This is a genomic window from Rheinheimera hassiensis, from assembly GCF_022436675.1.
Classification (GTDB): domain Bacteria; phylum Pseudomonadota; class Gammaproteobacteria; order Enterobacterales; family Alteromonadaceae; genus Alishewanella; species Alishewanella hassiensis.
The window spans coordinates 245,741-267,383 of sequence record NZ_JAKUJZ010000003.1 but is presented as its reverse complement, the minus strand read 5'-3'; the positions used below and the strand labels follow the sequence as shown (position 1 = coordinate 267,383).

Annotated in this window: 20 protein-coding genes; 12 read left to right on the top strand and 8 right to left on the bottom strand. The window is 46.8% G+C overall.

What is annotated here, in order from left to right; translation table 11 throughout:
* Nucleotides 1–53: 53 nt before the first annotated feature.
* Nucleotides 54–683, top strand: coding sequence for a riboflavin synthase subunit alpha (locus MJX74_RS07100; RefSeq protein WP_240222045.1), 630 nt, complete (start codon nt 54–56; stop codon nt 681–683).
* Here MJX74_RS07100 and MJX74_RS07095 read toward each other — a convergent pair.
* From MJX74_RS07095 to MJX74_RS07085, 3 genes are read right to left on the bottom strand one after another with little or no spacing between them, the layout of a single operon-like run.
* Nucleotides 680–880 (bottom strand): CPXCG motif-containing cysteine-rich protein, encoded by a 201-nt coding sequence (locus tag MJX74_RS07095; RefSeq protein ID WP_240222044.1) that lies wholly within the window; start codon nt 878–880, stop codon nt 680–682. The genes MJX74_RS07100 and MJX74_RS07095 overlap by 4 nt on opposite strands.
* Nucleotides 881–914: 34 nt before the next feature.
* Nucleotides 915–1,676 (bottom strand): pteridine reductase, encoded by a 762-nt coding sequence (locus MJX74_RS07090; protein ID WP_240222042.1) that lies wholly within the window; start codon nt 1,674–1,676, stop codon nt 915–917.
* A gap of 60 nt (nt 1,677–1,736) precedes the next feature.
* Nucleotides 1,737–2,597: a fructosamine kinase family protein gene (locus MJX74_RS07085; protein WP_240222041.1), complete on the bottom strand. Its 861-nt coding sequence runs from the start codon at nt 2,595–2,597 to the stop codon at nt 1,737–1,739.
* Between the two features lie 228 nt (nt 2,598–2,825).
* On the opposite strand from MJX74_RS07085, the gene MJX74_RS07080 reads away from it, so the two are divergent.
* From MJX74_RS07080 to rplT, 5 genes are all read left to right on the top strand, one after another.
* Complete coding sequence (locus MJX74_RS07080; protein ID WP_240222039.1) at nt 2,826–4,067, top strand: EAL and HDOD domain-containing protein; 1,242 nt, start codon at nt 2,826–2,828, stop codon at nt 4,065–4,067.
* Nucleotides 4,068–4,272: 205 nt separating this feature from the next.
* On the top strand, nt 4,273–6,183 hold the full coding sequence (gene thrS / locus MJX74_RS07075) for a threonine--tRNA ligase (protein WP_240222037.1): 1,911 nt from the start codon (nt 4,273–4,275) through the stop codon (nt 6,181–6,183).
* Nucleotides 6,184–6,224: 41 nt separating this feature from the next.
* Nucleotides 6,225–6,767 carry a translation initiation factor IF-3 gene (gene infC, locus MJX74_RS07070; protein WP_082694788.1) on the top strand — a complete coding sequence of 181 codons (543 nt, stop codon included), beginning with the start codon at nt 6,225–6,227 and terminating at the stop codon, nt 6,765–6,767.
* A gap of 88 nt (nt 6,768–6,855) precedes the next feature.
* Nucleotides 6,856–7,053, top strand: a complete 198-nt coding sequence (gene rpmI, locus MJX74_RS07065; RefSeq protein ID WP_027672243.1) for a 50S ribosomal protein L35 — start codon at nt 6,856–6,858, stop codon at nt 7,051–7,053.
* Between the two features lie 17 nt (nt 7,054–7,070).
* A complete protein-coding gene (gene rplT, locus MJX74_RS07060) occupies nt 7,071–7,430 on the top strand; it encodes a 50S ribosomal protein L20 (protein ID WP_068235207.1) in 360 nt (119 codons plus the stop codon).
* A 73-nt stretch (nt 7,431–7,503) separates the two neighbouring features.
* On the opposite strand, the gene MJX74_RS07055 is transcribed toward rplT, so the two are convergent.
* The 3 genes from MJX74_RS07055 to upp all read right to left on the bottom strand — a co-directional run bounded on the left by MJX74_RS07055 (nt 7,504) and on the right by upp (nt 10,256).
* The gene (locus tag MJX74_RS07055; RefSeq protein WP_240222035.1) at nt 7,504–8,610 is read right to left on the bottom strand and encodes an META domain-containing protein; all 1,107 of its coding nucleotides are present in this window, start codon (nt 8,608–8,610) and stop codon (nt 7,504–7,506) included.
* 59 nt (nt 8,611–8,669) lie between these two features.
* Entirely contained in the window at nt 8,670–9,560 is an 891-nt protein-coding gene (locus tag MJX74_RS07050; protein ID WP_240222033.1) for an alpha/beta hydrolase, read from the bottom strand.
* A gap of 69 nt (nt 9,561–9,629) precedes the next feature.
* On the bottom strand, nt 9,630–10,256 hold the full coding sequence (gene upp / locus MJX74_RS07045) for a uracil phosphoribosyltransferase (protein ID WP_240222031.1): 627 nt from the start codon (nt 10,254–10,256) through the stop codon (nt 9,630–9,632).
* Nucleotides 10,257–10,373: 117 nt separating this feature from the next.
* On the opposite strand from upp, the gene MJX74_RS07040 reads away from it, so the two are divergent.
* The gene (locus tag MJX74_RS07040; protein WP_240222029.1) at nt 10,374–12,593 is read left to right on the top strand and encodes a S9 family peptidase; all 2,220 of its coding nucleotides are present in this window, start codon (nt 10,374–10,376) and stop codon (nt 12,591–12,593) included.
* Between the two features lie 167 nt (nt 12,594–12,760).
* Here the strand turns inward: MJX74_RS07040 and MJX74_RS07035 are convergent, their stop codons facing one another.
* Nucleotides 12,761–14,017: a cyclic di-GMP phosphodiesterase gene (locus MJX74_RS07035; RefSeq protein ID WP_240222027.1), complete on the bottom strand. Its 1,257-nt coding sequence runs from the start codon at nt 14,015–14,017 to the stop codon at nt 12,761–12,763.
* A 184-nt stretch (nt 14,018–14,201) separates the two neighbouring features.
* Here MJX74_RS07035 and psrA point away from each other — a divergent pair, with 184 nt between their 5' ends.
* The 5 genes from psrA to MJX74_RS07010 all read left to right on the top strand — a co-directional run bounded on the left by psrA (nt 14,202) and on the right by MJX74_RS07010 (nt 20,655).
* On the top strand, nt 14,202–14,888 hold the full coding sequence (gene psrA / locus MJX74_RS07030) for a TetR family transcriptional repressor PsrA (protein ID WP_240222025.1): 687 nt from the start codon (nt 14,202–14,204) through the stop codon (nt 14,886–14,888).
* 1 nt (nt 14,889) lies between these two features.
* Complete coding sequence (locus tag MJX74_RS07025; protein ID WP_240222023.1) at nt 14,890–17,205, top strand: acyl-CoA dehydrogenase; 2,316 nt, start codon at nt 14,890–14,892, stop codon at nt 17,203–17,205.
* Nucleotides 17,206–17,277: 72 nt separating this feature from the next.
* Nucleotides 17,278–17,775, top strand: coding sequence for a GNAT family N-acetyltransferase (locus MJX74_RS07020; protein WP_240222021.1), 498 nt, complete (start codon nt 17,278–17,280; stop codon nt 17,773–17,775).
* A gap of 134 nt (nt 17,776–17,909) precedes the next feature.
* Entirely contained in the window at nt 17,910–18,683 is a 774-nt protein-coding gene (locus MJX74_RS07015) for a PEP-CTERM/exosortase system-associated acyltransferase (protein ID WP_240222019.1), read from the top strand.
* 4 nt (nt 18,684–18,687) lie between these two features.
* Entirely contained in the window at nt 18,688–20,655 is a 1,968-nt protein-coding gene (locus MJX74_RS07010; RefSeq protein ID WP_240222017.1) for a ThiF family adenylyltransferase, read from the top strand.
* Nucleotides 20,656–20,755: 100 nt separating this feature from the next.
* On the opposite strand, the gene pepA is transcribed toward MJX74_RS07010, so the two are convergent.
* Nucleotides 20,756–21,517 carry a flocculation-associated PEP-CTERM protein PepA gene (gene pepA / locus MJX74_RS07005; protein WP_240222015.1) on the bottom strand — a complete coding sequence of 254 codons (762 nt, stop codon included), beginning with the start codon at nt 21,515–21,517 and terminating at the stop codon, nt 20,756–20,758.
* Between the last annotated feature and the right edge of the window lie 126 nt (nt 21,518–21,643).

Below are 21,643 nucleotides of genomic sequence, written 5' to 3'. Positions count from 1 at the left end.
CTTGTTGTATCAGCAGCGTATAATGGCGCGCAATGTAGCACAAATGAGGGCTTATGTTTACCGGAATAGTTCAAACTAAGGCTGAGTTAACAGCCGTTGCCGACAAAGCGGCATTTCGTCAGTTAACCCTGCAGCCGGGCGCTGCACACCTGCAAAACTTAAACCGTGGTGCCAGTATTGCTATCAACGGCGTTTGTTTAACGGTAACTGATTTTGATAGCAACGCCGGTTGGGTTTGTTTTGATGTAATAGCCGAAACCTTAAGTAAAACTAACCTGGGCGGCTTAAAGGTGGGCGATGCGGTTAACTTTGAACGTTCGTTAAGCTTTGGCAGTGAACTGGGCGGCCATATTGTTTCCGGCCATATTCAAACCACGGCGACGATAACGGCAGTGGATAAAAGCATCAATAACTGTGCGATGCGCCTGACACTGGCGCCGGAATATATGCGTTATATTCTCAGCAAAGGCTTTATCGCAGTGGAGGGCTGCAGTTTAACTGTGGGCGAAACCTATGCTGATGGCTTTAGTTTGTATCTGATCCCCGAAACGCTCAGCATTACTACTTTAGGGCAAAAGCGGCCGGGCGATATGCTGAATATCGAACTGGACCAGCAAACGCAAACCATAGTACAAACAGTAGAGCGTATTATGGCAGAGCGTTTTAGTGCGACGCTGGGTTAGTAATACTGCTCATCGTCTGCATCAACAAACAGCTGCACTGAATGGTGCAGCTCGTCTTTATGTACCCGCACATGGATAGGGTTGCAGCAGTTGCTGCAATCTTCAGTGTATTCCTGATCTTCGTCAGTCACCTCAACACTTAAATGCATAGGGTGGCCGCAAAACGGGCACCTGACAGTTTTTTGCAGTACGCTCATAGCAACTTCCTCCGGGCGGTTTGTTTGTTCAGGGTCAGGCTTTACTGGCCCCACTTAAACTGCGTCCGCCGTCAACCGTAATAATATGCCCAGTGATATAAGGCGCTTTGAGCAGAAATAACAGCGTTTGGGCGATATCTGCTGCAGTGCCCAGTTGCTGCAACGGAATTTGTTCCAGTATCGCTGCTTTATCTTGCTCTTTTAGCACGATAGATTGTTCCCCAGGCCATAAAATAGCACCAGGCGCTATACCGTTTACCCTTATCGCCGGTGCGAGCTCAAGCGCCAGTGACTTTGTCATCATTAACAGTGCAGCTTTTGCCATACAGTAAATACTGTGGCCTGCTAAAGGTTTGCTTGCATGAATGTCGACCATATTAACAATAGCACCATTATTACGCGCCAGCTCGGGCGCCAGTGCCTGGCTTAAGAAATACGGTGCTTTAACGTTAGAGCCAAATAAATCCTGCCATTGCGCTGTATTTGCGTCTTCGACCGGGGTAGGGTAAAAACTTGATGCGTTGTTTACCAGCACATCTAACCGGTCAAAGCACGCCACCGCTTGCCTTGCCAGCTCTGGCCAGCAGGTTTCATCCAGTAAGTCTGCCTGCAGCACAGCGGCACTGTCAGGGCGGTGTTTGTTTAGCTGTAGTGCCAGAGAATCTGCCTCTGAGCGTGAATGGTTGCAATGTATTATTACCCGGTAATCATCAGCGTGCAGGGTTTCGATCATTTTCCGGCCAAGCCGTTTGGCACTGCCGGTGATCAGTGCCACAGGTTGCTGGGTTATTTGCATAAATAGTTTTCCGTAAAGTCAGGTACTGCTTTGGCTTTAAAATAACCAGTTGCAATAAATTTAGTGGAATAACTGCTTAATCATCTCCTGTGCCTGCACCAGATATGCACCACGAAATAAATAAGCATGGTTAAGTATATGATACAGATTATAAAGATCTTTACGATCGCTGTAAGCATCATCCAGCGGGTAGTGTCGCTGGTAGCTGTGATAAAAATCTTCCGGGAAGCGGCCGAACAAAGTGCTATAAGCCAGATCTGTTTCTCTGTCACCAAAATAGCAGGCCGGGTCAAATACTGTCGCGTTATCACCGGTAAAGCCAACATTACCGCGCCATAAATCGCCATGCAGTAAACTGGGGGCGGGTTGGTGATGATGCAGGCGTTGGCGGCATTGCTCTACTAACTGGTCAATATTGCCAAAGCCGAAGCCTTGTTCCAGTAGCAACTGTAAGATCCAGCCCAGCCGCTGCTCTGAGAAAAAACTACTCCAGTTTGCCTGCCATTTATTCGGTTGTGGCGTGCTGCCAAGCATATTGTCCCAGTCAAAACCATACATTGCCTGATCATGTTGCTTATGCAGTTGCGCCAGTTGCCGGGCCAAATCATGCCAACCGGTTGTGGTTTGTCCGCTCAGAGGTAAATATTCAAGCACCAGAAAGGCTTTATCCAACGTCTGGCCTGAGCAAATCAGCTTTGGCACTCTAATACTGTGGCTTTGCTGCAAAGCTTGTAAGCTAAGCGCTTCTGTTTCAAATTGTTCCAATTGCTCACGCTGATTAATTTTGACAAAAAAATGCTGCCCCTGGCCGCTGATATGCCAGGCAAGGTTGATACTGCCACCTGTTAACTGCGTTTTTTGTTCAATATGAAAGTCTGCATCTAATTCGCCACTAATATGTTCAGCAATTGCCTGCCACATGTGCTGCCTCCGTAAACGCTTAATATGAAGTATGGCTGATAAAGCAGAAAAATCACTGATCGATAGCTGATGTTGCGAGTATATAAGTGTACGTTGTGCTGTCGTGCTATTGCGGACAGTGGACGATAGTCTTATATCCCCTATACTTAAGCAACAGGTAATATTATCTGAGACTTTGCTAAACAGTGTATATCCTGTTGTTGTGTTATTCCTAAGGTGGAGAAGTTCATGAGGCAACAAAGCAGTAGTGGCGTCAGTGTTGGGCAGGACACTCAGAGCTTATTTGCAGCGCAGCCTATATTTGATAGAAATAATAACAGGGTAGCCGTTGAACTATTGTATCGCAGTGACAATGGGGTTACCGCGCTGGAGCTGGGTGACAATCTTGCTACCACGGAGCTGATTTACAACTTGTGCAGTGGTATCTCGGCCCAAAGCGAGCAATATAATGCACCGGTTTTTATTAATGTTTGTGCTGACTTTCTGTTGTCTGGCAGCTTTTTACCTCTTGAAGCTGACAAAGTCGTCATTGAACTGGTTGAACGTATTACGCCCGATGCGGCGTTTGTTGCCAGTGTTGCTGCTCTGAAACTGCGTGGCTTCAGATTTGCATTGGATGATTTTGAGTTTACTGCCGACTGGGAACCGCTTATAGCTCTGGCTGACATTATCAAAGTGGATATTCTGCAACATAGCATTGCCGAAGTTAAGTCACAGATGCATCGCTTACGGGGGTATAAGTTAACCTGGCTGGCAGAGCGGGTAGAAACTCCTGAGCAACTGGAGCAATATAAAGCTTTGGGTTTTAGCTTGTTTCAAGGTTATTTTCTAGCGCGACCTGAGGTGGTAACTGGCAAAACAGTACCACCGGCTGCCCTGAAAATAGCTGAGCTGATTAATAATCTATTTCAGGCCGAGCCTGACATCAATAAGTTATCAGTACAGCTTGCCGATGAACCAGCTCTGGTAATGGGCATGTTACGTATTGCTAATAGCCCCTTATATCGTAAGACGCGCGAAGTTAGCTCAGTAAAAGAGCTGACTATGCGGCTTGGACTTGACCTGGCCAGAAAATGGATCTTGATGTTTTCAATATTAAATCGCTGCTGCCCCGCGGCTGCCGGTTTGGTGTTAACCAGAGCTTACACCGCACAGCAGCTGGCGATGTTATGGCATGCGGACGAGGCAAAACAAAATCAGTTCTTTCTCACGGCTGTATTGTCTGGTGTTGATATTTTGTTTGGTGTTACCCCCACAGAGTTTGTTAACCAATTAAACGTATCTGATGAGATTAAGCATGCGATTTGCCTGCGCAGTGGTGACGCGGCAACTGCTATTGATATCATCAAAAGCATTGAAAAAGCGTACTCCATGAAAAGTGGTGCTGGTGATATGGATGATGAGTATTTTGTTATTTATAACCAGCAACAACATCGCATACAGGACAAGTTTGCTAATTTTAGCCGGTAATATTTGTAGACTAGTTCCAGTTGGCCGCTTTAAGCTTATCCTGACAACTGCTACTATAGCGGCTGTTTTATCGTTTTCCCCCAATGGTACAATCTTATGACTTTTCGTGTAAGTCATTAACTGGTTGTGCAGGGTGGTAAAGCCTCTCCCAACAAAACTAAACAAGTGACCCTTGGTTTGGGCCACCACTGTATAAGGATTTATCATGCCAGTTATTACTCTGCCAGATGGCAGCCAGCGCGCTTTTGATCATGCTGTTTCAGTTATGGATGTTGCCAAAGACATCGGCCCGGGCTTAGCCAAAGCCACCATCGCCGGCAAGGTGAATGGCCAGTTGGTTGATGCCAGTGATCCTATCACCACAGACTCAACTTTAAGCATTATTACCAGTAAAGATCAGGACGGCCTGGAAATTATCCGCCACTCCTGCGCGCACTTATTAGGCCATGCCATTAAGCAGCTGTGGCCGAATGTCAAAATGGCAATCGGTCCGGTAATTGATAACGGCTTTTACTACGACGTTGATTTAGACCAGCCGATTAGCAGCGACGATTTAGCTAAGCTGGAACAGCGCATGCAGCAATTGGCGAAAACCGAATACGACGTTATTAAGAAAAAGGTCAGCTGGCAAGAAGCGGTAGACACCTTTAAAGCGCGTGGCGAGAGCTACAAGCTGGAAATTCTTGAGCAAAACGTTAGTAAAGACGATCAGCCTGGTTTATACCACCACGAAGAATATATTGATATGTGCCGTGGCCCGCATGTGCCGAATATGCGTTTTTGCCAGCACTTTAAAATTATGAAAGTGGCCGGTGCCTATTGGCGCGGCGACTCGAAAAACAAAATGCTACAGCGCGTGTACGGCACCGCCTGGGCCGATAAAAAGCAACTTGCGGCTTATTTGCTGCAGTTGGAAGAAGCGGAAAAGCGCGACCACCGTAAAATTGGTAAGGCGCTGGGCTTATTCCACTGGCAGGAAGAAGCACCGGGCATGGTGTTCTGGCACAACGACGGCTGGACTATCTTCCGTGAGCTGGAAAGTTTTGTGCGTGAAAAGCTGGGCGAATACGACTACGACGAAGTAAAAGGCCCGTTAATGATGGACCGCGTACTGTGGGAAAAATCCGGCCACTGGGAAAAGTATGCCGATAATATGTTTACTACCCAGTCAGAGCACCGCGAGTACGCCATCAAGCCGATGAACTGCCCTGGCCATGTGCAGATATTCAACCAGGGTTTAAAGTCTTACCGCGATTTACCGCTACGGATGGCCGAGTTTGGTTGTTGTCACCGTAACGAGCCATCAGGTGGCTTGCACGGTTTAATGCGGGTGCGCGGCTTTACCCAGGACGATGCGCACATCTTCTGTACGGAAGATCAGGTGCAGGCTGAAGTCACCAAATGTATCCAGATGGTGTTTGATACCTACAGCACCTTTGGCTTTAAAAACGTCGCAGTAAAACTGTCGACCCGGCCGGCACAGCGTATCGGTACCGACGAAATGTGGGACCGCGCCGAGCAGGGCTTAACCGAAGCGTTAAAAGCCAATGACATTGCTTATGACCTGCAACCCGGCGAAGGCGCCTTTTACGGCCCTAAAATTGAATTTACCCTGCACGACTGTTTAGGTCGGGCCTGGCAGTGCGGTACTGTGCAGTTAGACTTTGCCTTACCGGGCCGTTTAGGTGCCACTTTTGTGGCTGAAAGTGGCGAAAAGCAAACACCAGTAATGATCCACCGCGCCATTTTGGGTTCAATTGAACGTTTTATCGGTATTCTGATTGAAGAATATGCCGGATTATTTCCTGCCTGGTTGGCACCAACACAGGTGGTAGTGATGAACATTACCGATAATCAGGCCGAATATGTTCAGAATTTAGTAAAAACTTTCAAATCTCACGGTATTAGAGTCATAAGTGACTTGAGAAATGAGAAGATAGGCTTTAAAATTCGCGAGCACACGCTTAAGCGCATTCCTTACCTTGTTGTCGTTGGTGATAAAGAAATGGAAGCCGGTGATATTGCACTGAGAACGCGCAAGGGTGAAGATTTGGGTAAAATGTCGGTTGCAGCTTTTGTAGAAAAGCTGACAACAGAAATTAAAACCCGGGTTTAAACCAAGTTAAGCGATAAGAATAATTTTCGGAGGAACATACTATTAAAGTAGGAAAGAAAACATTACCTGCAAACCGTCCTAACAGGATCAATGAAGAAATTAACCTGCCAGAGGTACGGTTAATTGGTGTTGAAGGTGAGCAACTGGGTGTAGTAAGTATTGCTGACGCTATTAAATTAGCCGAAGACAGTGGCAATGATTTAGTAGAAATTAGCCCGACAGCCGAACCGCCAGTATGTAAGTTGATGGACTACGGTAAGTTCCTGTTTGAAAAGAGTAAAGCTCTTAAAGAGCAGAAGAAGAAGCAAAAACAGATCCAGATTAAGGAAATAAAATTCCGGCCTGGAACTGATGAAGGCGATTACCAGGTAAAACTACGCAACCTGCGTCGCTTCATTGAAGAGGGTGACAAAGCTAAAGTAACGCTGCGCTATCGTGGTCGTGAAATGGCGCATCTTGACATTGGTATTGATATGTTAAATCGGATTAAAGAAGATTTATCAGACATTGCCTTGTGCGAATCTTTCCCTTCACGGGTGGAAGGTCGCCAGATGATCATGATGCTGGCCCCAAATAAGAAGTAATAGGTGCTTTCAAGTGTAACCCCGCACTGCAAGGTGTGGGGTTAACGCCTTATTATTCGTTGTAACTTAACAATGCGAGTTTTTAACTATGCCAAAGATGAAAACCAATAAAGGTGCTGCGAAGCGTTTCAAAAAAACCGCTTCTGGTAGCTTTAAACGTAAGCAATCACACCTTCGCCACATTCTGACGAAGAAGACCTCTAAGCGTAAGCGTCAGTTAGGTCCAAAAACCTTAGTCGCTAAAGTAGACATCGCGGGCTTAGTCCGTTGCATGCCATACGCATAATTAATTAGGAGTCTGACATGCCAAGAGTTAAACGTGGTGTAACGGCGCGCGCGCGCCATAAGAAGGTGTTAAACCAGGCCAAAGGTTACTACGGTGCCCGCAGTCGTGTTTATCGTGTTGCTTTCCAGGCCGTTATTAAAGCAGGCCAATATGCTTACCGTGACCGTCGTCAACGTAAGCGTCAGTTCCGTCAACTGTGGATCGCGCGTATTAACGCTGCGTCACGTATGAATGGTTTATCTTATAGCCGTTTCATTGATGGCCTGAAAAAAGCCTCTGTTGAAATCGACCGTAAGATTTTAGCTGACATCGCCGTATTCGATAAAGCAGCTTTTACTGCTTTAGTGAGCAAAGCGAAACAAGCCTTAGCCGCGTAATTTACGCAGCAATAAAAAAGCCACCGTAAGGTGGCTTTTTTTATGTCTGATATTCAGTGATTAATTGCCGCGATTAGTTAACCGCGGGCTTAAACTGCAAAATAAGCTGGTTGTTTTTAAACAGCTGTAGTTTATCGCCATTTACTTCGGCGCGATCGGCAGATTGCAAGGAACGGGTAAACTGTTGCTCCAGTTCACTGCTTTCAGCGCAGAACTTACGGGTGCTAACCAGCGGTTGTACGGTTAGCTGATTAGAGCGCTGCTTGTAGTTACCATTAAAGTTATTGCAGCCGGCAAAACCATATAAGCGGTCATTTTGATCAAAAATTACCCTGACATTAAGTTGTTGCGGTACATAACGATCTGTCAGCTTCTCTGCACGCCAGACAATACCCTGCATTTTGCCGGGTTGGATCTGATCCGGGCAGGTAGCTCCTGGCCAGAATTGCTCAAATTTATCAATAAACAGCGTATTAGCCTGATCGTCCTGGCCTCTGCGGCCTACTAACGTAGCAATAATGGCATTACCGTTAAAGCGCGCATCCTGTTGATACTGGCGCATTACCGGTAAATGATGCTGGGTATTGGCCACATTTAAACTGTCGCCACTGCGGCAACTGGTAAAGGTTGCCTGATTATTACTTAGCATATACAAGCCGAGCATGGCCTGACGGGTATCAAGCTTTTTAAATTCGGCTTCACGTTGCAACTGATACTGTTGATTAGCACTGATAGGCTTGCCGCTCAAATCCAGCATAGTTAATTGCCGGTTAGATAGAAAATGAAATGCGGGCAGAGTTTGTTGCTGATTCACCAGATGCAGGCTGCGATTTTCCAGTAACCAGATCCCCTTAACCAGATTCACCTGATTACGCTCCAGATACTCCTGACGCACCTCAAAGCGGCCGTCACGGTACAGGTTAATATGATAGCTGATACCCGGGCAGTCGGCACAGGGCAGGGTGCCGCTGAATGTCATATCGCTATCGACAAAAATATGTTCAAAATCAGTAGCGACAGACTCGGCAGTATCGGAATTTTCTATTACTATCTCTTCAGGTTCTGATGCCACGACAGGCTGTGGTTTCACGGCAACAGGAGTAGCGTCTGCAGGTCGCTCCGACGGCAACTGACTACAGGCAGACAACAGTAGTGCGGTAACTAATAAGCGCTTTTTCATCTGGGGTCCCAGGTTAATATTTTCGCTATTATAACGGAATTCAGGCTGAGCATTAACAGCTATTTCAACTGACAATTCAGTGATCTAACCGCAAGCTGAATATACTGTGCGGCTAACTGTGGATGTTCTTGCATAAAGCAATGGCCGCCGCTGACTTGCTCAACACTGACAGCAGCATTACGTTTTTGCCATTTACCCAGTGATTTGCCGATAAAATCATAACTTTTATCACCATAAATCACATGTACCGGCGGGCATGGCTGTGCCAGTTGTTGCCACAGTTTAGCCGGATAAGAGGCAAAAATATCGGCTTCGCGTTGCGGTAAACATTTTAAGCTCAGGCCATGCTCAGACGGCTTTAGCGCATGCTCAATATAGGCGGCCAGGGCATCGGGATGCCAGTTAGTAAACATTCCCCGATTGTTAAGATAATTCAGTGCGCTGTTTCTGTCCGGCCAGTGCTGACGCCGGCGCAGCGCGGCTTTGGCCATTGGGTTTTTATGGTATAAACGTACACCCTGTAAGGTGCCCATCACTGTTAGCATACCAGGAGTAAACAGCACCGGATCAAGCAAGATAGCGGCGGAAAAAGGACTGGGGCTGCAGGTATGGATCAGGGCGGTTAAAATGCCGCCAAAGCTGTGGCCGACGCCGTATACCGGCACCTCTTTATACAAGGTTTTGTGTGCCTGCCAGGCTTTTGCTGCCAGTTCCGCGCTCTTATTCCAGCCAACAAAATCGCCGCCGTGATCGCTGTCGCCATGGCCTTGGGCATCAGATAAAAACAAGTCATAATCTGCTGCTAACAGCTGCAGCATAGGTTGGTACATCCGGCTGCAAAAACCATTGCCATGCAGCATATGCAGCACCGGCTTTCCGCTGGCTTCGCTGCGATATCCTCTCAGGGTAAACCCCAGTGACGTATGGTAAGACCACGGAACTAATTGCAATGCACTCTCCTTCAAAGGCAAAACGGCGTTAAAGTGCCACGCTTTGCCAGCTCAGACAAGAGCCATCTGCTATTTGGTACCAAACAGTTTATCACCTGCATCACCCAGGCCTGGCAGTATATAACCGTGCTCATTCAGGCAACGATCAACGGCCGCTGTGTACAGCTCGACATCAGGATGAGCCTGGCGCAGTGCTGCGATACCTTCGGGCGCGGCTACCAATACCAGGGCTTTAATATGCAGGGCGCCGTGTTGTTTTAGCAAGTCAATGGTGGCAATCAGCGATCCGCCAGTAGCCAGCATAGGGTCGACTACTATTGCCAGGCGTTGGTCCAGATCCGATGCCAGTTTTTGAAAATAGGGCACCGGTTGCAGGGTTTGCTCATTGCGGTAAATGCCCACTACACTGATGCGGGCACTGGGTAAAAGCTCGAGCACGCCATCAAGCATTCCCAGGCCAGCGCGTAGTATCGGCACTATGGTAACTTTTTTACCCTGAATTTGCTCAATCTCAACCGGGCCACTCCAACTATCGATAGTCACAGTTTCTGTCGCTAAATCTTTGGTAGCTTCATAGGTTAGCAGGCTACCCAGTTCGGCTGCCAGTTGGCGAAACTGCTTGGTGCTGATATCAGCGGCGCGCAGTAAACCAATTTTATGCTTTACCAGCGGATGGGTAACTTCGGTCAGTTTCATCTGTTAAATCCTCTTTTTATCGCAGCTAAGCATAACGCAAGCGGCTTTTTCTTGCAGTTTAGCCTGAAGCATTATACAAACGGCAAGCAAAATTAAATCAAAGTCGCAGGGACAATAATGCACGTTAAATTACCACGTTTTGTACTGACATTGTGTTTACTATTCGGAGGCAGCGGTATGGCAGAGGCGAAGCAACTGGAGTTAGAACGCTTATTTGCTGATCCGGCATTAAGTGGCGCCACACCGCGCTCGTTAAGTATGGCGCCGGATGGCAGTCGGGTTACGTATCTTAAAGGCAAAGCAGAAGATGCCAACCGGCTGGATTTATGGCAATACCATATTAAAGAGGGCAAACACAGCCTGTTGGTCGATGCCGACAGTTTAATCAGTGGCGCTGAAACCTTATCTGATGAAGAGAAAGCCAGGCGTGAGCGCATGCGGTTATTTGCTTCCGGCATTATCAGTTACAGCTGGTCGAAAAACAGTGAGGCGCTGTTATTTCCGTTAAACGGCGATTTGTACTACTACCAACTAAGCAGCAAAACCGCAAAAAAGCTGACCGATACCAGCGAATTTGAAACCGATGCGACGATTTCGCCAACCGGACGTTATGTTGCTTTTATCCGCGCACAAAACCTGTTTGTGCTGGAGATTGCCAGCGGCAAAGAAACCCAACTGACCACAGACGGTGGCGGCGATATTAAAAACGGCATGGCGGAATTTGTGGCCCAGGAAGAAATGGGCCGTATGACCGGCTATTGGTGGGCACCGGATGACAGTAAAATTGCCTTTACCCGCACTGACGAAAGCGGCGTGGCAGAGGTGGTACGCAACGAGATTTATGCCGATGAAATAAAACTGTTTAATCAGCGTTATCCTTATACCGGCACGGCGAATGCCAAGATTCAGCTGGGCGTAGTAACGTTGAAAGACGGCAGTGTTAACTGGTTGTCGCACGGCGATGACGAAGATATTTATTTACCGCGGGTAGAGTGGACAAAAAGTGCCCGCTATTTAAGTTACCAGTGGCAAAGCCGTAACCAGCAGCAACTGGAGCTGCGGTTGGTCGATTTAAGCAACAATCAGCAAAAAGTACTGCTTAGCGAAAGTAGTAAAACCTGGCTAAACCTGCACGACGATCTGCATTTTCTCGATAACGAACAAGGCTTTATCTGGGCTTCTGAGCGCGATGGTTACAAACATCTGTATCATTTTGACTTTAACGGCAAACTACTGCGCCAATTAACCAGTGGCAACTGGGTAGTGGATGAGCTCGATGCAGTAAACGAAAAACAGGGGATAGTGTACTTCACCGGTCGCAAAGACACGCCGCTGGAGCGGCATTTGTATCAGGTCAGTTTAAAAGACGGCAATATTAAGCGTTTAACCGAAGCCGGCTCTGACCATGCTCTGGTAATGGCCAAAGATGGCAGCAGCTTTATCGACAGCTTTTCTAATGTCAGTACGCCTACTAAAGTGGCGCTGCGAGGTTTGAATGGTAAGGTGCTTACCTGGCTGGAACAAAACGAGCTGAACAGCAGCCATGCGCTAATGCCGTATCACGCTGAACTTACTGCGCCGCGTTTTGGCACGCTTAAAGCAGAAGATGGCCAAACTATGCATTACCGGCTGTTTGCGCCAAAAAACTTGGCTCAGGATAAAAAATATCCGGTAATTGTCAGCGTATATGGTGGCCCGCATGCCCAGCGTGTAACCAACAGCTGGAGTGCGCGCGACTTGTATCTGCATTACTTAGTGCAGCAAGGCTATCTGGTATTTCAGCTGGATAACCGCGGCTCTTATAACCGTGGCAAAGCCTTTGAAGATCCGATTTACTTAAAATTGGGTCAGGTAGAGTTAAATGACCAAATCCGTGGTGTAGAGTATCTGCGCAGCTTGCCGTACGTCGCGGCAGATAAAATTGCTATTTATGGCCACAGCTATGGCGGTTATATGGCGATAATGGCGATGTTTAAAGCCGCTGATTACTTTGCCGCTGGCGTATCCGGTGCGCCGGTGACCGATTGGGCGCTGTACGATACCCACTACACCGAGCGTTATTTAGGCCACCCTGAGCAAAACGCTAAAGGCTATACCGACAGTGCGGTGTTCCCCTATGTCGATGGTTTAACAGGCGACTTACTGATTTATCACGGCATGGCAGATGACAATGTGTTGTTTACCCACAGTACCAAGCTGTATAAACAGCTACAAGATAAGGGCCTGCTGTTTGATATGCTCAACTACCCGGGCAGCAAACACTCGATGTTTGGCCAGCCGGTACAAACCCATCTGCATAAAAGCATTACGCAGTTTTTTGACCGACATCTGAAGTAATAAAAAGGCCTGCGTCACTGCTCGGCAGTGGCCTGTTTATTGTCTTACATGACGCGGTTTGCTCACTTCAACACGCCATGAATCGTCCCTGAGGCTCGATTACGGCCATCCATGGCCTCCAACGGTTGATTTAGAGCAAACCGGTCATGCTTATCTGTAAAGCAGCATCAGTTTTTGCCCTGAATATGGTAACTGACCTGTGCCCTGGGGTTGAGGTATTCAGCAATATGTTGCGGTAATGCCTGAATTTTGATCACTTTGCTGATGCTGAGTTTATCCGGCTCTAATGTCAGAATTGGCGCTTCCAGTCTTGGCACATCGGCGTCATATACCAGTACATTAGGGCAGAGCAGGCTGTCGCTGTTTACGGACATAACAATACCAAGCCGCTGATCGGACAATAAAACAATAGCACCCGGCGGATACACGCCCATCATCTTAATCATCACTTTCATTTCGCGCTCCGGCAATTTACCTTTCATGCTGCGGTACATATACGATAGCGCATGGTGCGGCGAGCGCGATTTACTGATATCCAGCGGATGGCACAAATTGTCAAACGCATTAACCACCGCGACAATTTTAGCTAACGCATCAATTTGGGGTTCTTTTAAAGCCTTAGGGTAGCCGCTGCCGTCAATATACTCGTGGTGTTGCTCAACGATAGGCCAGGCTTCCAGCGGAAAGGTATCGGTTAAACCCACTAACTCGACACCGTATTTGGTATGCAGTTTTAGCAGGTTTTGCTCTGGCGCACTCAGATCTGTGGTTTTGCGTAAAATCTGGCTGGGTATTTTAATTTTGCCAATATCATGGAACAAGGCGCCAATGCCCACTGTTTTAACCTCTGCTGGCGAGAGGTTAAGATTCTTTGCCAGCATCATCGACAAAGTCGCCACATTTAGCGAGTGGTAATATAAGCCTTCCTGCTCTTTAGCGGCGCCGGAAATTAAATGCAACACCAGCGAATCAGCACCAAGAAGAATATCGGCCATGGCACTGATAAGACTGCCGGCTTCGTCTATGGCATTCAGTGGCCGGCTGTTAATTTTGCTCATCAGGCTTTTTACCTGCAGCAGAGATTGAGCGTAAGCTTTTTCGGTGCGCTGTAAATCACGGCGGTGCACTTTAGCCTGTTCAATACGCTGCATTTTTTCCTGCTGCATTTTTAACTGAGCTTCACTGGCGGCCATATTAAAACCGGCAGTGTCTTCATCATTTAGCTCTTCCGGTTGTGTCATTTTCACGCTTTTACCGGGGTAAAAAAATACATAGTCCAGGTTGAGCGAGCGGATAATTTGCAGCTGCTGGCTATTTTCTATAATCATATTGCCAGACAAAAATGGATGCTTCAGCCAACCAGCAGGCAGTTTAATGGCGTAGCCCAGTTTTAACGCTTCGGGTTTTATTTTCAAAACAGACAACCAGAACTCCGGCAAAGCAGATAAGAGTAAGCCACTAGTTTATGTTTCAAACAGCATAATACCAATGATGTAAAACAAAAAAGCGGACTAAATGTATCAGGTTAGACCAGTTGTTGATTTGCCGCTTGACAGTTTTTAAATTCAAACGTACATTTCAAACACGCGTTTAAATATTGGTGGAGTTATGTCAGTTAAGCACAGCACCCAACACAAAATTCTTGATGCGGCGCAAACATTGTTCGCTGAAACAGGCTTTACAGATACCTCTTTGCGGCAAATAACCAGCATGGCTGAGGTTAATTTAGCGTCGGTCAACTACCATTTTGGTTCAAAAAAAGAACTTATTCAGGCCGTGTTGCAGCGCTATCTGGTGGTGCTAATGCCGCGTTTGGATCAGGAGTTTACCCGCTTGCTTGCAGTGCAACAGCCAAACAGCTTAAGCCAGGTGTTATCAGTGTTTGTAAAACCGTTGCTGGAGCTGAATAAAGTACACCAGAACGGCGCTCGTATTTTTTTACAGCTGCTGGGCCGTGGTTATACCGATGTTCAGGGACACTTGCGCTGGTTTTTCAACCACAATTATGGCCGTGTACTGGATAAGCTGGTATTACTGGTGCAGCAGGCATGCCCTGATTTACCACCTAGCGAGCTATTCTGGCGGCTGCATTTTTCACTGGGTACTGTAGTATTTACCATGGCATCTAATGAAGCTTTAGCTGAAATAGCCGAAGCAGATTTTAATGAAAAAGTTGATATTGAAGGCGTAATTTTGCGCTTATTGCCGTACTTGTCTGCAGCTATTGCTGCGCCTGTTGCCACTGTTACTCCATTAAGTTATACCGCGCCTAAAATGGCGAGCGAAGGAATATAATATGTTGATTTTATTAATATTGGTTGTCACTTTGGCGGTGATTTTCGGCGTGGCCGATATTCGCCGAAATTTAATCACCAAGCCTGTTTTTGCCATGTTTAAGAAAATTTTGCCGCCGCTGTCTGATACAGAGCGCGAAGCGATGGAAGCTGGTGATGTGTGGTGGGATGGTGATCTGTTTCAGGGGAAGCCAGACTGGCAAAAACTGCATAGTTTCCCTAAAGCGGAGCTAAATGCTGATGAGCAGGCTTTTATGGACAATCAGGTAGAAACGCTGCTGAAAATGCTGGATGACTACAAGATTGTGCAGGAACAACGTGACTTGCCTACCGAGGTGTGGGACTTTCTCAAACGCGAAGGTTTCTTCGCAATGATTATTCCTAAGTCCTATGGTGGCCGTGAATTTTCTGCTATTGCCAACTCGACCATTGTATCGCGCATTGCTACCCGCAGTTTAACTGCGGCGGTAACGGTAATGGTGCCGAATTCTCTGGGCCCGGGCGAATTGTTAATGCATTACGGCACGCAGCAACAAAAAGATTTCTGGTTACCTACTTTAGCTAACGGTAACGATGTTCCCTGTTTTGCGCTGACCGGGCCTGAAGCCGGCTCTGACGCCGGTGGTATTCCTGATACGGGTGTGGTGTGTAAAGGTGAGTTTGAAGGCAAAGAAGTACTGGGTATTCGTTTAAACTGGGATAAACGCTATATCACACTGGCGCCAGTGGCGACGGTGCTGGGCCTGGCGTTTAAACTGTATGATCCGGATAGTTTAATGGGAGATAAAGAAGATCTGGGTATTACCTGCGCGCTTATTCCGACCAGCCATAAAGGTGTTGAGATTGGAGACCGTCACTTCCCGATGAACATGGCTTTTATGAACGGCACTACTTACGGTAAAGATGTATTTATTCCGCTGGAGTGGATTATTGGTGGGCCAGATTATGCCGGCCGTGGCTGGCGGATGCTGGTTGAATGTTTATCAGCAGGCCGAGGCATCAGCCTGCCGGCTTTAGCCACCGCTACAGGGCACTTAGCAGCGCGAATGACAGGTGCTTATGGCTATGTCCGTCAGCAGTTTGGCTTGTCGATTGGCAAGTTTGAAGGTGTGCAGGAATCTCTAGCCCGTATTGGTGGTTTTACGTACAGTCTGGAAGCCATGCGGGTTATGACTGCCGGTGCTATCGATATGAACCTGAGCCCAAGCGTAGTAACGGCTATCGCCAAATACCATATGACAGAGATGTCGCGTACCTTAATGAATGATGCGTTTGATATTCATGCCGGCCGAGCCATTCAGATAGGGCCTAAAAACTATCTGGCGCATGGTTACATGGGCATTCCGATTTCCATCACGGTAGAGGGCGCGAATATTCTGACCCGTAACCTGATGATTTTCGGCCAGGGCGCAACACGTTGCCACCCTTATGTACTGGCAGAGTTGGAAGCCGCGGCTAACCCGGATGCAGAGCAGGGTTTAAAGCAGTTTGACAGCTTGTTACTTAAACATATTGCTTTTGCCATGGGTAATACCTTCGGCGCGCTGTGGCAGGGTTTAACAGCCGGTGCTTTTAACACTGCACCGGTGTCCGGTGAAACCGCTAAATATTATAAACAGTTAAGCCGTATGAGCCGTGGTTTGGCATTAAGTGCAGACTTTTCGATGCTGATTTTAGGGGGCGAATTAAAACGCCGTGAAATGTTATCAGCGCGCTTAGGTGATGTGTTAAGCCAGCTGTATATTGCCTCTGCTGTGTTGAAATTCTATGAAGACAATGGCCGCCAGCAATGTGACTTGCCGTTTGTTCATTACAGTGTGCAGCGGGCGTTGTTTGAAATTGGCCGTGCTTTTGATGGCTTCTTTGCTAACTTTCCTAATCGCTTTGTTGCCGGGTTACTGCGTGTTCTGGTATTCCCGTTCGGCATAGGCTACAAAATGCCGGATGACGATACCGCGATTCAAATCTGTGAAGCGATGTCCAAGCCTGGCGTAGTGCGTAATCGTTTAACGCATCTGTGTTATATCGGCGAGGGCGAGGACGATGCAACGGGTTTAATGGAAAGCGCCTTTATAGCAATGTACGAAGCGCAACCTGTCATGAAGAAAATTTATCAGGCCCAGCGCGACGGTAAGTTGCCACGTAAGCAACCACTGGAGCAGACCATTGAACAGGCTTTACTGGCTGAGGTGATAACTGACCCTGAGTCTAAACAGTTATTAAAAATGAATGCCTTGCGCTTCAGTGCGATCAGCGTAGACAGTTTCAAGGCTGGTGAACTGGAAAGCCAGGCTTTAACCTCAGCTGACGTAAGTTAAACAACTTGCTACACTCAAACGCCGGCAGGGTAAGAACTCTGTCGGCGTTTTTTATTGCCTTTGGGAGCTGTTATGTCAGATAAAATAAGTTTACGTTTAGCAACACCGCAAGATGTACCCGTTATATTGACGTTTATTCAGGGGCTGGCTGAATATGAAAGGCTCTCAGATCAGGTTGTTGCTACTGAAGAGAAGTTACAGCAGACATTATTTGGTCATAAAGCTTATGCAGAAGTGGTTATCGCAGAATATGATAACAAGGCTGCCGGCTTTGCATTATTTTTTCATAACTATTCAACATTTTTAGCCAAACCAGGTATTTATCTGGAAGACTTGTTTGTATCTCCTGAATACCGGGGCAAAGGTTTGGGCAGGGTATTACTAAGCTACCTGGCACAACTGGCTATCGACCGTGATTGTGGCCGTCTTGAATGGTCTGTACTAGACTGGAATCAACCTGCGATAGATTTTTATCAGGCACAGGGTGCCAGTATGCTGCATGATTGGCGTATAAACCGGGTTACCGGTGCATCGTTGCAGCAGTTGGCGGCTAAATATACAGTTAGTTAATATTATTGTGAACTTGATGTGACTCTAAATAATTTAGTATATAAAATTCGCATTGTTAGATGATTTTACTATGTAAAACAAACAAAGAGTGGCTACTATATTTACCGAGTCTAATGTATTAACTGGATATCATCATGGATTGTGTAAGTCTGGCCGACAACTTTAAGCAGTATTTTGAAATTAAGTTTGCCGCTTCAACAGCGTTACGAGAAGAGTCTTTTAAGATCAGGCACTCAGTGTACTGTGAAGAACTAGGCTGGGAGCCGTTGCGTGAAAATGGTATGGAAACCGATGAATGTGACGAGTACTCTTTCGTTCTGCTGTTGTTGCATAAAAGGACTGGCCAGTATGCCGGAACCGCGCGGCTGGTTATTCCACCACCGGAGCACCCATCTTATCAACTGCCGTTTGAGCAACACTGTTTATCATCAGTCAGAACCGATTTAATAGATCTGTCTGAGTTTGAACGCGGATCTTTCAGTGAAATTTCCCGGCTTGCTGTGCCAGAGGCATTTCGCCGTCGTTTAGGTGAAAAGAACACGCCTTATGTCATCAACGAGATTGAAATGGAAAAAGACGTATTTTCAGAGGAAGAGCGCAGAAATTTCCCTAATATTGCCATAGGCTTATATCTTAGTATTATCGCTTTGGTACAAATGTGCCACCATAAAGCTATGTTTGTGGTGGTAGAGCCCAGGTTGAAAAAACGCCTTGAGCGGCTGGGGCTGGCGTTTGAGCAAATCGGTGATGAAATGGATTATCATGGCACCCGTGCATTGTTTTACCTTCCTGAGCATAAGTACATTTCGGCACTTAACCCGGAAATTCTACAGCTATTTCATATGCTCAAAAGCCAGTTAGCTCCGCAACTGCGGCTTTACCCTTATCTCACCCGGCAAAAGGACTAATCGTATGATTTCATCCGATTTTGACTACTACAAAGCGTTTTCACGCAATATTGGCTGGCTTACGTTAGCGGAACAGCAATTGCTGGCCAGTAAACGCGTGGCGATTGCCGGTATGGGCGGGGTGGGAGGAGCACACTTACTGACGCTTGCCCGGCTTGGGGTTGGCCGGTTTCATTTAGCCGATTTTGATAGTTTCGATATTGAAAACTTTAACCGTCAGGCCGGTGCCAAATTATCTTCTGTCGGCCAGAAAAAGCTCGATACACTGGTGGCAATGGCGTTGGATATTAACCCTGCTCTGGAAATAACTACTTTTGCAGACGGTGTTACTGAAAGCAATATCGACGCCTTTTTACAGGATGTTGATGTCTATATTGATGGTCTTGACTTTTTTGCTTTGAAAATCAGAAGTTTGATGTTCAGAAAAGCCTATGATGCAGGCATTCCGGCGGTAACCGCAGCTCCTTTGGGAATGGGCGTAGCAAACCTGAATTTTCTTCCCGGTAAGATGACATTTGAACAGTATTTTCTGCTTGATGGTTGTGATGAAAATGAGCAGTATCTGCGCTTTTTTGTCGGGTTATCACCAGCCAGATTGCACAGTGCCTATTTAGTAGTACCAGAAAGTATTAATTTGCCAGAGCGAAAAGGGCCATCAACTATTATGGCTTGCGAGCTTTGCGCTGGTGTAGCTGCAACTCAGGCATTAAAGTTGATGCTGAACCGGGGTAAAGTTATTGCCGCGCCCAAAAGCCTGCAGTTTGATGCTTATCGTAATACCTATAAAGTTAGCTGGCGGCCCTTTGGCAATGCCAATCCAATAAACCGGCTGGCACTTCATCTGGGACGGAAATATTTTCTGAATCAACCTGCCCGAGTAGCGCCTAAAACAATACCAGAACAGGATCCGTTGCGTTATGTATTGGATAAAGCCCGCTGGGCACCCAGTGGCGACAATACCCAATGCTGGCGCTTTCGACCTACATCGGCGCTAAGTTGCGACATTCTGGGTAATGACACCCGGCACGATGTGGTATACGACTTAAATGGCTTTGCCAGTAATATGGCCCACGGTGCTTTACTCGAAACAGCCCGTATCGCCGCTTCTGAGCGCGGATATCAGTTGGAAATCAGTGATATCGACCGCTCTGATGCAGAGCATCCGGTATATAAAATTACTTTGCTGCAAGACAGCAGCATTAACGCAGATGCGCTTGCCCCCTATATTGAAACCCGAACTGTGCAGCGCAGGCCAATGGGAACAACTGCACTTAGTGCTGAGGAAAAGCGCCAGCTTGAAAAGGCCTTACCATCTGGTTTTGCGGTGCATTGGTTTGAAAGTACAGCACAGCGCTGGACTATTGCTAAGTTGTTATTTGGTAATGCTTACACCCGGCTGATTATGAAAGAGGGTTATGATGTTCATAGCAAAATTATCGATTGGGGTAAGCAGTTCAGTATAGATAAAATTCCTGAGCAGGCTCTTGGAGTTGATGCGGCTACTGCGAAACTGATGAAATGGGCGCTTGCAAGCTGGGAGCGCTTTGAGTTTATGGCCAAATATATGGGTGGAACAATAGCCCCGCGGTTGCAACTTGATTTATTACCAGCCCTACGCTGCAGCGCACACTTTGTGCTATACAGCACAGACACTGAAGCTCCGGTTACATTAGAGCAGCAATTTGCTGCCGGTGTCGCTTTGCAGCGCTTTTGGCTTACGGCAGCTAAGTTAAATTTAGGCTTTCAGCCTGAGCAAACACCGGTAATTTTTTCCAGCTATTTGCGTGATAACCTGCAGTTTACTACAAATCAGCAGGCATTCGATAACGCAGTAGAGATGGATAAAAAGCTGGCTGCGCTATTGCCGCCACAGGTATTTACTAACAAGGTGTTCTTTGGCAGGTTAGGACGTAGTGAGCAACCGGCTTCGCGCTCGTTGCGGTTTAGCCTGGAACAGTTACTGGTAGATTAAAACAGATACCGTGTAAAAATAATGTTTAATAAGCAGGCATGGTGTAAAAGGCAATAAAAAAGGGCATCATCAGATGCCCTTTTTAATCAGCACTGATAAATCAGGCTTTGTTACGACGGTTAAGACGTAAACCTAACAGACCTAAACCTAACAATGCTAAGCTTGCTGGCTCTGGTACGCTGAACGTTTGGTTACCGTCATGACGGATTTGGAATTCCTGAGTAGAACCTGGAACACCATTATAGTTTGGTGATAAACCGATAATGTTCTGAACAGTAACAATCAGTTGTGAGTATACAAAGTTGTTACCAGAGATATCGTTACCATTGTAGTAGAAGTAACCTGGGTTAGCGTCAAACTTCATGGTGATATCACATGCACCAACACCTGCAACACTTGTCATACAGCTGCCGCTAGACAGTGAGAAAGTGCCTAAAGCTGCAGCGGTACCGGCATCATAAGCACCGTTTACAGTTGTGTCAGCCCATAAAGTGGCAGAACCACCGGCAAATAAAACCTGAATTAAGCCACCAAAATCAGGGAATGCTTCGGCTGTACCTTCAAATTCATAATCCAGGAATACTTCGTATGCTGAAGGTAAAAAGTTCGGCATACCTGATTGTTTGAAGTTAACCATTAATGTCTGGCCAAACTCCATAAAGTCATCTGCACCGCCAAAAATAGAACCATTGCCGTTAGCATCAGTTTGTTCAACATTAGCCAGATCCGGATCCCAGTCGATTTCGTCAAACATGGTAGAGCCTGAACCGCCAAATGAGCTATCGTCAAATGTAATTACTGAAGCACTGGCGCCAAACGCCGTTGCTCCAGCTAAAACTAATCCTGCAAGTAATTTTTTCATTTTAATTTCCTTAGTGAAGTTTCCACACAAGTTAGCTAGGTTGCCCCGCAAACTTATCCTCAAGCAATCGACTTATATATAAGCATGTTTGGTGCCAACTTTTTTTATTGTATTTAATCAATTGCT

Excerpts from the sequence above, each read along its gene's own strand:
- MJX74_RS07100 (WP_240222045.1), top strand. The coding sequence starts at position 54 with ATGTTTACCGGAATAGTTCAAACTAAGGCTGAGTTAACAGCCGTTGCC.
- MJX74_RS07095 (WP_240222044.1), bottom strand. The coding sequence starts at position 880 with ATGAGCGTACTGCAAAAAACTGTCAGGTGCCCGTTTTGCGGCCACCCT.
- MJX74_RS07090 (WP_240222042.1), bottom strand. The coding sequence starts at position 1,676 with ATGCAAATAACCCAGCAACCTGTGGCACTGATCACCGGCAGTGCCAAA.
- MJX74_RS07085 (WP_240222041.1), bottom strand. The coding sequence starts at position 2,597 with ATGTGGCAGGCAATTGCTGAACATATTAGTGGCGAATTAGATGCAGAC.
- MJX74_RS07080 (WP_240222039.1), top strand. The coding sequence starts at position 2,826 with ATGAGGCAACAAAGCAGTAGTGGCGTCAGTGTTGGGCAGGACACTCAG.
- thrS (WP_240222037.1), top strand. The coding sequence starts at position 4,273 with ATGCCAGTTATTACTCTGCCAGATGGCAGCCAGCGCGCTTTTGATCAT.
- rpmI (WP_027672243.1), top strand. The coding sequence starts at position 6,856 with ATGCCAAAGATGAAAACCAATAAAGGTGCTGCGAAGCGTTTCAAAAAA.
- rplT (WP_068235207.1), top strand. The coding sequence starts at position 7,071 with ATGCCAAGAGTTAAACGTGGTGTAACGGCGCGCGCGCGCCATAAGAAG.
- MJX74_RS07055 (WP_240222035.1), bottom strand. The coding sequence starts at position 8,610 with ATGAAAAAGCGCTTATTAGTTACCGCACTACTGTTGTCTGCCTGTAGT.
- upp (WP_240222031.1), bottom strand. The coding sequence starts at position 10,256 with ATGAAACTGACCGAAGTTACCCATCCGCTGGTAAAGCATAAAATTGGT.
- MJX74_RS07040 (WP_240222029.1), top strand. The coding sequence starts at position 10,374 with ATGCACGTTAAATTACCACGTTTTGTACTGACATTGTGTTTACTATTC.
- psrA (WP_240222025.1), top strand. The coding sequence starts at position 14,202 with ATGTCAGTTAAGCACAGCACCCAACACAAAATTCTTGATGCGGCGCAA.
- MJX74_RS07025 (WP_240222023.1), top strand. The coding sequence starts at position 14,890 with ATGTTGATTTTATTAATATTGGTTGTCACTTTGGCGGTGATTTTCGGC.
- MJX74_RS07020 (WP_240222021.1), top strand. The coding sequence starts at position 17,278 with ATGTCAGATAAAATAAGTTTACGTTTAGCAACACCGCAAGATGTACCC.
- MJX74_RS07015 (WP_240222019.1), top strand. The coding sequence starts at position 17,910 with ATGGATTGTGTAAGTCTGGCCGACAACTTTAAGCAGTATTTTGAAATT.
- MJX74_RS07010 (WP_240222017.1), top strand. The coding sequence starts at position 18,688 with ATGATTTCATCCGATTTTGACTACTACAAAGCGTTTTCACGCAATATT.
- pepA (WP_240222015.1), bottom strand. The coding sequence starts at position 21,517 with ATGAAAAAATTACTTGCAGGATTAGTTTTAGCTGGAGCAACGGCGTTT.